At 71.6% G+C, this 14283-nt stretch carries 6 protein-coding genes and 1 tRNA gene; 1 reads left to right on the top strand and 6 read right to left on the bottom strand.

What is annotated here, in order from left to right:
* Position 1: 1 nt before the first annotated feature.
* From QK442_RS34015 to QK442_RS34000, 4 genes are all read right to left on the bottom strand, one after another.
* Positions 2-823 (bottom strand): helix-turn-helix domain-containing protein, encoded by an 822-nt coding sequence (locus tag QK442_RS34015; protein WP_282697980.1) that lies wholly within the window; start codon positions 821-823, stop codon positions 2-4.
* Between the two features lie 257 nt (positions 824-1080).
* A complete protein-coding gene (locus QK442_RS34010; RefSeq protein WP_282697979.1) occupies positions 1081-3927 on the bottom strand; it encodes a DNA translocase FtsK in 2847 nt (948 codons plus the stop codon).
* A 136-nt stretch (positions 3928-4063) separates the two neighbouring features.
* Positions 4064-4738, bottom strand: a complete 675-nt coding sequence (locus QK442_RS34005) for a response regulator (RefSeq protein ID WP_031015299.1) — start codon at positions 4736-4738, stop codon at positions 4064-4066.
* Positions 4739-5038: 300 nt separating this feature from the next.
* Positions 5039-10438 (bottom strand): HAMP domain-containing protein, encoded by a 5400-nt coding sequence (locus tag QK442_RS34000; protein WP_282697993.1) that lies wholly within the window; start codon positions 10436-10438, stop codon positions 5039-5041.
* A gap of 394 nt (positions 10439-10832) precedes the next feature.
* Here QK442_RS34000 and QK442_RS33995 point away from each other — a divergent pair, with 394 nt between their 5' ends.
* On the top strand, positions 10833-13481 hold the full coding sequence (locus tag QK442_RS33995) for a SpoIIE family protein phosphatase (protein ID WP_282697978.1): 2649 nt from the start codon (positions 10833-10835) through the stop codon (positions 13479-13481).
* A 40-nt stretch (positions 13482-13521) separates the two neighbouring features.
* On the opposite strand, the gene QK442_RS33990 is transcribed toward QK442_RS33995, so the two are convergent.
* Together QK442_RS33990 and QK442_RS33985 are read right to left on the bottom strand one after the other, a co-directional pair.
* On the bottom strand, positions 13522-14079 hold the full coding sequence (locus tag QK442_RS33990; RefSeq protein WP_282697977.1) for a hypothetical protein: 558 nt from the start codon (positions 14077-14079) through the stop codon (positions 13522-13524).
* A 128-nt stretch (positions 14080-14207) separates the two neighbouring features.
* Positions 14208-14280, bottom strand: a tRNA-Thr gene (locus QK442_RS33985).
* Between the last annotated feature and the right edge of the window lie 3 nt (positions 14281-14283).

Here is a 14283-nt window from a genome sequence, read left to right as displayed (position 1 = left end):
GTCAGCCGGCCTCGGGGTCGCCCTTGGTGTAGCTGAGCCGCTCCACCTGGCCGTCCTCGAACTTCTCGGAGACCTTCTTGCCGTTCACGTACAGATCGATCGCGCCCGCGTTGCCGAGGACAAGGTCGACCTGCTCGTCGTCCTGGAAGGTCTTGGTGTCGCCTTCCTGGAGGAAGCCGTCGAAGAGCATCTTGCCGTCGGCGCCCTTGGCCGAGATCCAGCTCTTGCCGTCGGCGGTGAGCCGGACGGTGACCTTGTCCGCCGGGACGGCGGCGATGGCGCTCTCGGTCGGCTTCGGCGCGGGCTTGACCGGCTTCGGCGCGACGGAGGTGGTGGCCTTCTCCGGGGCGGGCGCGGGACCGGCGTCGGCGGCCGTGTTCCCCTTCGTCCCCTCGGGGCCGTCGAACATCGTGTAGCCGACGAAGCCGACGACGGCGACGATCGCCGCGACCATGGCCGCGGTCCAGTTGGGCCGCCTGGGCTCGGGGCGGATACGTTCCGCCTCGAAGAGCGGGGCGGCGGGGGTGGGCGAGGGACGGCCGCCGTGCTCGGCGTCGTACTGCTCGATCAGCGGCGCCGGATCGAGGCCGACCGCACGCGCGAGCGTCCGGATGTGACCGCGCGCGTAGACGTCGCCGCCGCAGCGCGAGAAGTCGTCCTCCTCGATGCCGTGCACGATCGGGATCCGGACACGGGTGGAGGCGCTGACCTCTTCGACGCTGAGGCCTGCGGCGATGCGGGCCTGCTGGAGGGTACGGCCGATCGGTTCCCGGTCGTCTGACGGGAACGTCCGGTCGTCTTCGGGGGAGTTGCCGATGGACACGAGAGCGCCTTTCGAGCGTGTAGCCACCTGCTGGACGTTCAGTCTATGGGTGGTACGAAAGGGTGGGGCAACCGGGCGGGTGCGGTTTGTACGCCATAGAGGTTGTACGCCGCGAGGAGGGGCATCCTTCTGTCCCTCCGTCCAACTTGACGTACGGCCAGGGGAAACGGTTGCCCCCGGTTCCCTTACGAGTGAGTCTCGGCCCGGTCTCGAACGGATACCCCCACTCCCTCCGCCCATGCCTCACGCGCTTCGCGCTACTCCGCCGACTCGCCGCGGATCACCGCCAGTACCCCGTCCAGCTCATCCGGCTTGACGAGCACGTCCCGCGCCTTGGAGCCCTCGCTCGGGCCCACGATGTTCCGCGACTCCATCAGGTCCATCAGCCGGCCGGCCTTCGCGAAGCCGACGCGCAGCTTCCGCTGGAGCATCGAGGTGGAGCCGAACTGGGTCGTCACGACCAGTTCGGCCGCCTGGCACAGCAGGTCGAGGTCGTCGCCGATCTCCTCGTCGATCTCCTTCTTCTGCTTGGTGCCGACGGTGACGTCGTCCCGGAAGACCGGCGTCATCTGGTCCTTGCAGTGCTGGACGACGGCCGCGACCTCGGCCTCGGTGACGAAGGCGCCCTGCATGCGGACCGGCTTGTTGGCACCCATCGGCAGGAAGAGGCCGTCGCCCTTGCCGATCAGCTTCTCGGCGCCCGGCTGGTCGAGGATGACCCGGCTGTCGGCGAGCGAGGAGGTGGCGAAGGCGAGCCGGGACGGCACGTTCGCCTTGATCAGACCGGTGACGACGTCCACCGAGGGCCGCTGGGTGGCGAGCACCAGGTGGATGCCGGCCGCGCGGGCCAGCTGGGTGATGCGGACGATGGCGTCCTCGACGTCCCGGGGCGCGACCATCATCAGGTCGGCGAGCTCGTCGACGATCACCAGGAGGTACGGGTACGGCTGGAGCTCGCGCTCGCTGCCGGGCGGCAGCTGCACCTTGCCGTCGCGGATGGCCTGGTTGAAGTCGTCGATGTGCCGGAAGCCGAAGGCGGCCAGGTCGTCGTAGCGCAGGTCCATCTCGCGCACCACCCACTGGAGGGCCTCGGCGGCCCGCTTGGGGTTGGTGATGATCGGGGTGATCAGGTGCGGGATGCCCTCGTAGGCGGTGAGTTCGACCCGCTTGGGGTCGACGAGCACCATCCGGACGTCCTCGGGGGTCGCCCTGATCATGATCGAGGTGATCAGGCAGTTGATGCAGGAGGACTTGCCGGAGCCGGTGGCGCCGGCGACCAGGACGTGCGGCATCTTCGCCAGATTGGCCATCACGTAGCCGCCCTCGACGTCCTTGCCGAGCGCGACCAGCATCGGGTGCTCGTCCCCGGCCGCGTCCGCGAGCCGCAGCACGTCGCCGAGGTTGACCATCTCCCGGTCGCTGTTGGGGATCTCGATGCCGACCGCGGACTTGCCGGGGATCGGCGAGATGATCCGCACGTCCGGCGAGGCCACCGCGTAGGCGATGTTCTTCGTCAGGGCGGTGATCTTCTCGACCTTCACGGCGGGCCCGAGCTCGACCTCGTACCGGGTGACCGTCGGGCCGCGGGTGAAGCCGGTGACGGCCGCGTCCACCTTGAACTCGCCGAAGACGTTGGACAGCGCGTCGACGACGGCGTCGTTGGCGGCGGACCTGGTCTTGCCGGGACCGCCCCGCTCAAGGAGGTCGAGCGACGGCAGGGCGTAGGTGATGTCGCCGGAGAGCTGGAGCTGCTCGGCCCTGGCCGGCAGCTCCGTCGGCTCCGGCGCCGGCTTGGTCAGATCGGGTACGGAGCCACCCGCCGGCCGCTGGTCGCCGCCCCGCGCGGTCGGCACGTTCGCCGGCGTCTTCGGCGACTTCGACAGGGGCGGTACGGGCCCGGTGGCCTCGTCCGTCGTCCCCTCGGCCCCCGCGCCCAGGGCGGCGGCCCGCTCGGCGGCGACGTCCCGGGTCAGGTCGGCGACCAGCGGCGACGGCGGCATGCCGTTGAGCACCGCCCCGTCGAGGGCGGCGGCCGCCGCCGCGGCCACGTCGACCGGGTCCAGGCCGTGGTCGTGCCCGGCGGCCGCCGTCCGGGGGCGGGCGGTGCGGCCGCGCCGCTCCAGCGCCTCCGCCTCGGCCCGGTCCACGTCGTACGGCTCCGCGGGGCCGCCGCTCCGGCGCCGGACCGGCCGGGCGGCATGCGGCGGCGGGGTCTCCTGCCAGTCGTCCTCGTACGCCGCGTGCCCCGCGTACTCCTCGGCGGCCTCCTCGTACGCGGGCTCGACCAGGCCGAGCCGGACGCCGAGGGCGCGCAGCCGCTGCGGGATCGCGTTGACCGGGGTGGCGGTGACGACGAGCAGCCCGAAGAGGGTGAGCAGCACCAGGAGCGGGACGGCCAGGACCTCCCCCATCATGAAGACCAGCGGCTGGGACACGGCCCAGCCGATCAGCCCGCCCGCGTCCCGCATCGCCTCGGAGCCCGCGTCCCGGCCCGGCGAGCCGCAGGCGATGTGGACCTGGCCGAGGATCCCGAGGACCAGGGCGGACAGCCCGATCACGATCCGGCCGTTGGCCTCGGGCTTCTCCGGGTAGCAGAAGAGCCGGAAGGCGATGCCGCCGAGCAGCAGCGGCACCAGCAGGTCGAGCCGGCCGAAGGCGCCGGTCACCAGCAGCGAGACGAGGTCGCCGACCGGACCGTGCAGACGGGACCAGGTGCCGGCGGCGACGATCAGCGCGCCGGCGAGCAGCAGCAGGGCGAGGCCGTCCTTGCGGTGGGCGGGGTCGAGCCCCTTGGCGCCGCGTCCTATCCCCCGGAAGACCGCGCCGACACCGCGCGCGGCGCCGCGCGCCACCTTGTACACGCCCCCGGTCGGGGACGGCGCCGATCGGGGGGCGGGCCGCTTCGCCGCGGCCTTCTTCGCGGGCGCGCGCTTGGCGGGCGCGGCCTTCTTGGCCGCCGTCTTCTTCGCGGGCGGCTTGCCCGGCGACTTCGCCGGGGACTTCGTCGTGGACTTGGCGGCCGCTTTCTTCGCGGCCCCCGTCGTCCGGCCGGCGCGCGATGGTGCGGTGTTCTGTGAACCCTTGCCGGACGTACGTGAAGCCATGGTGCTGAGGTTACCGGGGAGCGGCCGGGCTGTCCGCCTCACCCGAACGTGTCGTCCTTGCCCCCGCACGAAGCTGACGCCGGGTCACCTACGACGGCGTCAGCTCCGCACGGTGTCCGCTCCGCGCGGTCGGGTCTCAGCTCTGCGCGGGCAGCGAGGGCGCGCCTCCGGTGCCCGGTTCGAGCGCGTCAAGGGCTCGCCGCAGTCCGGTGAGCTTGCGCTCCAGGTGGGCGGCGGTGGCGACGGCGGCCGCGTCGGCCGACTCGTCGTCGAGCTGCTTGGACAGCGCCTCGGCCTGCTCCTCGACGGCGGCGAGCCGGGCGGACAGCTCGGCGAGGAGCCCGGCGGCTTCCTTGCCCTGACCGCCCTCACCGCCGCCCTCCAACTGCAGCCGCAGCAGCGCGGCCTGCTCGCGCAGCTTGCAGTTCTTCATGTACAGCTCGACGAAGACGGAGACCTTGGCGCGGAGCACCCACGGGTCGAACGGCTTCGAGATGTAGTCGACCGCGCCGGCCGCGTACCCCCGGAAGGTGTGGTGGGGGCCGTGGTTGATCGCGGTGAGGAAGATGATCGGGATGTCCCGGGTCCGCTCGCGGCGCTTGATGTGCGCGGCGGTCTCGAAGCCGTCCATACCGGGCATCTGGACGTCGAGCAGGATGACCGCGAAGTCGTCCGTCAGCAGCGCCTTGAGCGCTTCCTCCCCGGACGATGCCCGCACCAGCGTCTGATCGAGCGCGGAGAGAATGGCCTCCAGCGCCAGCAGATTCTCCGGCCGGTCATCGACCAGGAGGATCTTGGCCTTCTGCACCATGCCCCGTCCTCCTCGTCCCGGCAACGGCTCGACCCGGCGTCCGGCACCGCTCCCGGAACCGGGGGAGGCACCGGGCGCCGCCCCAGAGGACGGCTTCCTGGCGCCGTCCGTCCTTGTGCCGGTCATCGTAGCCGCACCCCGCTCGTCGCCACACCCTGTCACCGTGATGTCACTGTGCACAGTGCGGAAACGGAGCGCGGGTCGAGAAGGTTCCCCGGATCGGAGACTCTCACACGCCCTCGGCGGGGATACGCCGTACGGTGCCGGGACCGCGCGGGTCCGGCACCGTACGGCGGCGGCTCACTCGCCCCGCATCCACTGCTCCATCACGGTCAGCAGGTAGTCGGGGTCGACCGGCTTGGTGACGTAGTCCGAGGCGCCCGAGTCGATCGCCTTCTCCCGGTCCCCCTTCATCGCCTTCGCGGTGAGCGCGATGATCGGCAGCCCCGCGAACTGCGGCATCCGCCGGATCGCGGTCGTCGTCGCGTATCCGTCCATCTCCGGCATCATGATGTCCATCAGAACGACCGTCACGTCGTCGTTCTGCTCCAGGACCTCGATGCCCTCCCGTCCGTTCTCCGCGTACAGCACGGCGAGCCCGTGCTGCTCCAGGACGCTGGTGAGGGCGAAGACGTTGCGGATGTCGTCGTCGACGATGAGGATCTTCTCGCCGGAGAAGGAGTAGGCCCGGCGCGGCTCCGCGCCGTCCTCCGCCTCGGTGCCGACGCTCTCCCCGGGGATGTCCGGCAGGTTCTGGGGGCCCGGCTGGCCGGGCACCGCGCCCCGGACCTCGCCCGCCGCCGCGGCTCCCGCCGCGCCCGTCTCGCCCGCCGGCCCGGCGCCCGCCCCGGCCTTGCGCCGGTGCCGGAACAGCGCCCCGGCGCCCGAACGGGCCTCGCCGCGTACGGGAGCGGGCGGGAAGTGCGGGAAGGCGTGGCCGGCCTCCCCGGTCTCCTGCCGCGGGTCGCCCGTCTCGTCCTGCCCGTACCCGTGCGGGGGCACCTCGGTCGGGTTCAGCGGCAGGTAGAGGGTGAAGGTGGAGCCGCGGCCCGGCTCGCTCACCGCGAAGATCTCGCCGCCGAGCAGGCGGGCGATCTCCCGGCTGATCGACAGGCCGAGGCCCGTACCGCCGTACTTGCGGCTGGTGGTGCCGTCGGCCTGCTTGAACGCCTCGAAGATCACCCGCATCTTGCTGGCCGCGATGCCGATACCGGTGTCGGTCACCGAGAAGGCGATCAGGTCGGCGTCGGCGTCGCGCAGCGACCCGGCCTCCAGGAGCTGCTCCCTGATGAACTGAGGCACGTCCGCCCCGGCCGGCCGGATCACCAGCTCGACGGCGCCGGAGTCGGTGAACTTCACCGCGTTGGACAGCAGGTTGCGCAGCACCTGGAGGAGCCGCTGCTCGTCGGTGTGGAGGGTGGCGGGCAGCTCGGGCGAGACACGGACCGAGAAGTCCAGGCCCTTCTCCGCGGTGAGCGGCCGGAAGGTCGCCTCCACGTAGTCGACGAGCTGGACGAGGGCGATCCGGGTCGGGGAGACGTCCATCTTGCCCGCCTCGACCTTCGACAGGTCGAGGATGTCGTTGATGAGCTGGAGCAGGTCGGATCCCGCGCCGTGGATGGTCTCGGCGAACTCGACCTGCTTCGGGGTGAGGTTGGCGTCCGCGTTGTCGGCGAGCAGCTTGGCCAGGATGAGCAGCGAGTTGAGCGGGGTGCGCAGCTCGTGCGACATGTTGGCGAGGAACTCGGACTTGTAGCGCATGGAGACGGCGAGCTGTTCGGCCCGCTCCTCCAGGACCTGCCGGGCCTCCTCGATCTCGGTGTTCTTCACCTCGATGTCGCGGTTCTGCCGGGCCAACAGCTCGGCCTTCTCCTCCAGTTCGGCGTTGGAGTTCTGCAGCTCCTTCTGCCGGTGCTCCAGTTCCGCCGACCGCTCCTTGAGCTGTTCGGTCAGCTCCTGCGACTGCTGGAGCAGCACCTCGGTCTTGGTGTTGACGCTGATGGTGTTGACCGTGGTCGCGATGAGTTCGGCGATCTGGTTGAGGAAGTCCCGCTGGATCTGGGTGAACGGCTGGAAGGAGGCCAGCTCGATGACGCCGAGGACCTTCCCCTCGAAGAGGACGGGCAGCACGATCACATGGGCGGGCGCGGCCTCGCCGAGCCCGGACGAGATCTTGAGGTAGCCCGGCGGCACGTTGACCTGGATGGTCCGCTTCTCCTCCGCCGCCGTCCCGATGAGGGTCTCGCCGGGGCGGAAGGAGGTCGGCATGGAGCCGGCGGAGTAGCCGTAACTCCCGCGCATGCGCAGCTCGTACGAGCCCGTGCCCTCGCCGACGAGTTCGGTGTCGTGGCCGGCGGAGCCGGTCGGCGTCGCCACGAAGAAGGCGCCGTGCTGGGCGGAGACGACCGGCGTCAGCTCGCTCATGATGAGCGAGGCGACGTCGTCGAGGTCCCGGCGGCCCTGCATGAGGCCGGAGATGCGGGCCAGGTTGGACTTCAGCCAGTCCTGCTCGTCGTTGGCGAGGGTGGTGTCGCGCAGGTTGGCGATCATCGTGTTGATGTTGTCCTGGAGCGCCTGGATCTCGCCGGCCGCGTCCACACCGTCGATCTTGACGTTGAGGTCGCCGCGGGTCACCGCGGTGGCGACGGCGGCGATGGCCCGCACCTGCCGGGTGAGGTTCCCGGCCATCTCGTTCACCGAGAGGGTCAGGTCGCTCCAGGTGCCCTCCACGTCGCGGACCCGGGCCTGACCGCCGAGCTGCCCGTCGGTGCCCACCTCGCGGGCCACCCGGGTGACCTCCTCGGCGAAGTTCGACAGCTGGTCGACCATCGTGTTGATGGTGTTCTTCAGCTCCTGGATCTCGCCCCGGGCGTCGATGTCGATCTTCCGGGTGAGGTCGCCCTTGGCGATGGCGGTGGTGACGGCGGCGATCTGCCGCACCTGGCCGGTGAGGTTGTCGGCCATGCTGTTCACCGAGTCGGTGAGGTCCTTCCAGGTGCCCGAGCCACCGGGCACCCGGGCCTGGCCGCCGAGGATGCCGTCGGTGCCCACCTCGCGGGCCACCCGGGTCACCTCGTCGGCGAACGCGGACAGCGTCGTCACCATCGTGTTGACGGTGTCGGCGAGTTCGGCGACCTCGCCGCGGGCCTCGACCGTGACCTTCTTCGTCAGGTCGCCGTTGGCGACCGCCGAGGAGACCCGGGCGATGTTCCGCACCTGGCTGGTCAGGTTGTTGGCCATCAGGTTGACGTTGTCGCTGAGGTCCTTCCAGATGCCGGTGACGCCGCGCACCCGGGCCTGGCCGCCGAGGATGCCCTCGGTGCCCACCTCGCGGGCCACCCGGGTCACCTCGTCGGCGAAGTTCGACAGCTGGTCCACCATCGTGTTGACGGTGGTGACGAGCTCCAGGATCTCGCCCTTGGCGTCGACGGTGATCTTCTTCGACAGGTCGCCGCGGGCGACGGCGGTGGTGACCTCGGCGATGTTCCGGACCTGGAAGGTCAGGTTGTTCGCCATGAAGTTCACCGACTGGGTCAGGTCCTTCCAGGTGCCGGAGACCCCCTGCACCTCGGCCTGGCCGCCCAGGATGCCCTCCGTACCCACCTCGCGGGCCACCCGGGTCACCTGCTCCGCGAAGGACGACAACTGGTCGACCATCGTGTTGAGGGTGTTCTTCAGCTCCAGGATCTCGCCGCGCGCGTCCACGTCGATCTTCTGCGACAGGTCACCGCGCGCCACCGCCGTGGCGACCTGGGCGATGTTGCGGACCTGGGCCGTCAGGTTCCCGGCCATGCCGTTCACCGAGTCGGTGAGGTCCCGCCACACACCGGCGACGCCCGGCACCTGCGCCTGCCCGCCGAGGCGTCCGTCGGTGCCCACCTCGCGGGCCACCCGGGTCACCTGGTCCGCGAAGGCGGAGAGCTGGTCGACCATCGTGTTGATGGTGTTCTTCAGCTCCAGGATCTCGCCGCGCGCGTCCACGTCGATCTTCTGCGACAGGTCACCGCGCGCCACCGCCGTCGTCACCTGGGCGATCTGCCGCACCTGCGAGGTCAGGTTCCCGGCCATGAAGTTCACCGAGTCGGTCAGCTCGCGCCAGCGGCCGGAGACGCCGTCCACCCGCGCCTGACCGCCGAGCCGGCCCTCGGTGCCCACGTCCCGGGCCATCCGCGTGACCTGGTCGGCGAAGGACGACAGCTGCGACACCATGGTGTTGACGGTGTTCTTCAGCTCCAGCATCTCGCCGGCCACGTCCACCGTGACCTTCTGCGACAGATCACCGTTCGCCACCGCCGTCGTCACCTGCGCGATGTCCCGCACCTGACCGGTGAGGTTGCGGAAGGCCGTGTTCACCGAGTCGGTGAGGTCCTTCCAGGTGCCGGCCGCGCCCGGCACCTCGGCCTGCCCGCCGAGCCGGCCCTCGACGCCGACCTCCCGGGCCACCCGGGTCACCTCGGAACCGAAGGCGGAGAGCTGGTCCACCATGGTGTTGACGGTGTTCTTCAGCTCCAGCATCTCGCCGGCCACGTCCACCGTGACCTTCTGCGACAGATCACCGTTCGCCACCGCCGTCGTCACCTGCGCGATGTCCCGCACCTGCGTGGTGATGTTCCGGAAGACGGTGTTGACCGAGTCCGTCAGGTCCTTCCACGTGCCCGCGGCGCCCGGCACCTGCGCCTGCCCGCCGAGCAGACCCTCCGCGCCGACCTCGCCGGACACCCGGGTCACCTCGTCGGCGAAGGTCCGCAGGGTCTCCGTCATCTGGTTGATGGTGTCGGCGAGCTGGGCGATCTCACCGCGCGCGCTCACGGTGACCTTCTGCGACAGGTCGCCGTTGGCGACCGCCGTCGTGACCTCCGCGATCCCCCGCACCTGACTGGTCAGGTTGCCCGCCATCGTGTTGACGGAGTCGGTCAGGTCCTTCCACACGCCGGCGACGCCGGCCACCTCTGCCTGACCGCCGAGCTCGCCCTCCGTGCCCACCTCGCGGGCGACCCGGGTCACCTCGGACGAGAACGAGGACAGCTGGTCCACCATCCGGTTGACGGTGTTCTTCAGCTCCAGCATCTCGCCGGCCACGTTCGCCGTGACCTTCTGCGACAGGTCGCCGTTGGCGACCGCCTTCGTCACCAGGGCGATGTCCCGCACCTGCGCCGTCAGCCGGTTCGCCATCGTGTTGACGGAGTCGGTCAGGTCCTTCCACGACCCGGACACGCCCCGTACGTGCGCCTGCCCGCCGAGGATGCCCTCGGTGCCGACCTCGACGGCCACCCGCGTCACCTCGGACGCGAAGACCGACAGCTGGTCCACCAGGTGGTTGACGGTACGGGCCACCTTCAGGAACTCGCCGCGCAGCGGCCGCACCGTCCCGTCGGAACCCTCCGAACGCAAATCCATCCGCTGTTCCAGGTCGCCCTCGGCGACCGCCGTCAGCACCCGGCTCACCTCGGACACCGGCCGCGCCAGATCGTCGACGAGCGCGTTCGCCGCCTCGATCGCCGCCGCCCACGCGCCCTCGCTCGTCCCGGCCTCAAGACGCTCGGACAGCTTGCCCTCGCGGCCGACCACCCGCCGCACCCGGGACAGCTCCCCGGTGAGGTGCATCTGCCGGTCCGCGACCTCGTTGAAGACGGCCGCGATCTCCGCCATCACCCCGTCGCCGGAGACGGTCAGCCGCCTCCGCAGATTCCCGTCGCGCATCGACACGAGCGCGGACAGCAACCGCTCCAGCGCGGCCGCGTCCACCTGCACCGTCCCCCCACGGGAACGCCCGCCCCTCGCGCGCGTGCCGCTGCCGCCCCGCCGCGCCGCCGTGCCAGACTCCACCGTGTCCCTCCCGAAAGGGGTTCGACCGTTCCGCTCCGGCTCCAGCCGAAGCATTCCCAGTGTTTCACCGCGGCCGAACCAGGCGATAACAGTTCGGCAGCTTCGCTCAGCGTCCCCGCCCCCGGAGGGGGGAAACAGCGGAGACCGGCATCCGCGGGGACCGCGAAGGTAAGTAACCTGGCATCCGGCTGTCCAGCCGCCCCGGTCAGCCCGGCGGGGGCGGTGTGGGTGCGTACGACCACCGGGCAGCGGGAGGGGCAGACCGAGCATGGCAGAGCCGGGCGTCGAGACGCGTACGAGGAGTGCTGTGATCACCGCGCGGGCGACTGCCACCTTCGACCCCGTCGGACGATCCGTCGCCGCCGCCCGGGCCTTCGTCCGGGACACCCTCCAGGGCTGGGGCCACCCCGAGCTGGTGGACGACGCCGTCGTCCTCACCAGCGAGCTGGTCACCAACGCCGTGGTGCACGCCGGCACCGCCGCCGACGTGCTGTGCCTGCGCTCCGAGGACAGCATCCGCGTGGAGGTCGCCGACCGCTACCCGGAGCGCGAGATCCCCGTCCAGAGCGGCCGCACCATGGCGAGCCCGGACCGGGAGAACGGCCGCGGCCTGCTCCTGTGCGCCGCCCTCGCCGACCGCTGGGGCGTCGACTACTCCCCCACCCGCAAGCACGTCTGGTTCCACCTCGACCTCCCGCAGCGCCCCGTCGGCACCCGCTCCGCGGGACCGGTCCTCCCCGACGCCCTCCTCCCCACCGCCGACAGCCGCGTCCGCGTCGCCGTCGTCCAGATCGACCGGGGCGGCGCCATCACCTCCTGGAACGAGGACGCGGAGGAGCTCTTCGGGTACGCCTCCGAGCAGGTCACCGGCAAGCCCCTGGGCGACCTCGCCGCCTGGCCGCACACCCCCGGCATCGGCACGGGCCTCGCCGAGGCCCTCCGCCTCTCCCGCTGGGAGGGCAGTTACGGGCTCCGCCGCGCCGACGGCCGCGTCATCCCCGTGTACGCCTCCCACCTGCGGGTCCGTGACGCCGGGGGCGAGCCCTCCACGGTCTGCCTGCTGGTGCGCGAGGAGGAGCGCGCGGTCCTCCAGACCCCGCACCGCACCGCCGCGGAGCCGGGCTCGGAGAGCCGCGCCACGGACCCCTTCGAGGTCTTCATCGGCTCCCCCGCCCCCGACGACCTGGACGGCCTGCTCCAGCGCACGGTCGAGCGGGCCCGGGACATGCTCGACGGCGACGCCGCCTTCCTCCTCCTCGCCACCGACGACGAGACCGAACTGGAGGTGCGGGCGACGACCGGCCTCCCGGCGGCCCGCCAGCGCTTCGCCCGCGTCCCCGTGGAGACCGGCGCCAGCCGTTACGGCTCCGCCCGCATGCCCGCCGTCCACGAGGACCTGTCCGCGGTCCCCGGCGCCGTGCCCCTCCTCGAAGGCACCGGCATGCGCTCGGTCGTCACGGTCCCCCTGAAGGTCGAGGGCCGTCTCACCGGCTCCCTCGGCGTCGCCGCCGAGGCCGCGAACCGCTACTCGAACGAGGAGGCGCTGCGCCTCCAGTTCGCCGCCGACCGCATCGCCCTGGCCGTCGAGTCCGCCCGCCTCGGCGAGCTCGAACGCCTCCGCCGCGGCTCCCTCAGCTTCCTCGTCGAGGCCTCCGACCTCCTTGCCGGCACCCTCGACCGCGACCAGACCCTGGCCCTGATGGCCCAGATGACGGTCCCCACCCTGGCCACCTGGTGCGCGGTCTACACGATCGCCGACCCCGCCTCCGACCCGTACCTGTCGTACGTGCTCCACGAGGACGAGGACCGCATCGACGGCCTGAAGGCCCTGCTCGGCTCCCTCGCCCCGCCCGACCCGGTGCCGTCCCCCGGCGCCCGGCTCTGGACGGCCCCCGGCGACGCCGCCCACCGGGCCGCGCTCGCCGCCTCGGCCCGCGAGCTGGAGAACCTGGGCAGCCCTCTCTCCTCCGGCATCGACACCGCCCTGGCCACGGCCGGCGCGGTCGCCGGCGAGACGGTCGTGCTGCCCCTGGTCGCCCGCAACCGGGTGATCGGCATGCTGACCCTCGGCCGCCCGGCGGAGGACCACTTCCGCCAGGAGATCCTGGAGCTCGCCGAGGACCTCTCGCGCCGGGCCGCCCTGGCCCTGGACAACGCGCGCCTGTACTCGGAGCGCAACGCCATCAGCCAGTCCCTCCAGCGCAGCCTCCTCCCTCCGGACCTCCCGAAGATCCCGGGCGTCGAGGTGGACGTCATCTACCGCGCGGCCGGCGAGGGCAACGAGGTCGGCGGCGACTTCTACGACGTCTTCCCCATCAGGGACGACGTCTACGGCTTCGCCATCGGCGACGTCTGCGGCACGGGCCCGGAGGCCGCGGCCGTCACGGGCCTGGCCCGGCACGCCCTGCGCCTCCTGGCCCGCGAGGGCTTCGGCGCCCCGGCCGTCCTGGAGCGCCTGAACGCGGCCATCCTCGACGAGGGCGCCCGCAGCCGCTTCCTGACCCTGTTGTACGGCGAGCTCCGCCCGCAGCCCGACGGCTCGGCGGTCCTGAAGGTCGTCTGCGCCGGCCACCCGCTCCCGCTGCGCCTCCGCCCCGACGGCACGGTCACCCCGGCCGCCGAACCCCAGCCGCTCCTCGGCGTGCTTGAGGACCTGGAGCTGTACGAGCAGACCTTCACGCTCGACCCCGGCGACGTCCTCCTCTGCGTCACGGACGGCGTCACCGAGCGCCGCGAGGGCACCCGCATGCTGGGCGACGACGGCCTCGCCGAAGCCCTCAAGACGTGTACGGGCCTGACGGCCGGCGCGGTCGGCGGCCGCATCCTCCGCGCCGTGGAACGCTTCGCCCACGCCCCGGCCTCGGACGACATGGCCATCCTGACCATGCGCCTCCCGGAGCCCCTCGCGGGCGACTGAGACCGAAGACGGCTCCGGGAGACCTCGGCCGGTCCGGGGTTCAGACGTCCGTGCGCCGGGTCAACCGGATGCCGCGCACGTCCCGCACGTAGTTCTCGACGAAGCCGGGGAGCCAGAGGTCCTCGGCCATGGCCGCGAACGGCTCCAGGAAGCGCTCGTCGTGCGCCTCGGTCAGCAGCACGATCCGCCAGGTGTTGAGCGGACGTTCCTCGGTGCCGGCGACGCCGTGCTGCACGTGGAACAGCGGCTGGCTGGTGTCCGCGCGCAGGAGCGAACCGTCGGCGTCGGGGAACTCGGCGCGCCCGAGGAAGGTGACGAGCTGCCGCTCGTGGTCGAGGTACACCTCCTCCAGGACGAGCGCGTACTCCTCCGGCCGGATCCACACCCTCTGCAGCGACCGCCGCACGAACTCCCCGTCGAGCGCCGCCCCCGGCTTTCCCGGCACCCAGGCGGCGGCCGAACCGTCCTTCACTACATAGGGAATGAAGTTCCCCGGGTTGCCGGCCTTCCGCACGTCCGCGTCCCACAGCATCGCCCGCGTGAGCGCCGGCGACGCGTCCGCCGCGTACCGCTCCTGCAGGACCCTGTTCACGTCCACGGGCGGCAACTCCGCCCGGGTGTACCGGGGGTTGTTCCAGGCCTCCTCGCCCCCCGTGCTTCAAGATCAGATAGGGCCCGCTGTAAACACAAAAAGGCCCCCGCCGAATGGCGGGGGCCTTTTCTCTGAGCCCTTTAACGGAATCGAACCGTTGACCTTCTCCTTACCATGGAGACGCTCTGCCGACTGAGCTAAAAGGGCGGG

This window comes from Streptomyces sp. CC208A (genome assembly GCF_030010625.1).
Lineage (GTDB): Bacteria > Actinomycetota > Actinomycetes > Streptomycetales > Streptomycetaceae > Streptomyces.
This window is presented reverse-complemented; position numbering and strand designations above follow the sequence as displayed.

What these genes read in the sequence shown, in the direction of transcription:
- QK442_RS34010 (WP_282697979.1), bottom strand. Translation starts at nt 3,927, where the DNA reads ATGGCTTCACGTACGTCCGGCAAGGGTTCACAGAACACCGCACCATCG.
- QK442_RS34005 (WP_031015299.1), bottom strand. Translation starts at nt 4,738, where the DNA reads ATGGTGCAGAAGGCCAAGATCCTCCTGGTCGATGACCGGCCGGAGAAT.
- QK442_RS34000 (WP_282697993.1), bottom strand. Translation starts at nt 10,438, where the DNA reads ATGCGCGACGGGAATCTGCGGAGGCGGCTGACCGTCTCCGGCGACGGG.
- QK442_RS33995 (WP_282697978.1), top strand. Translation starts at nt 10,833, where the DNA reads ATGGCAGAGCCGGGCGTCGAGACGCGTACGAGGAGTGCTGTGATCACC.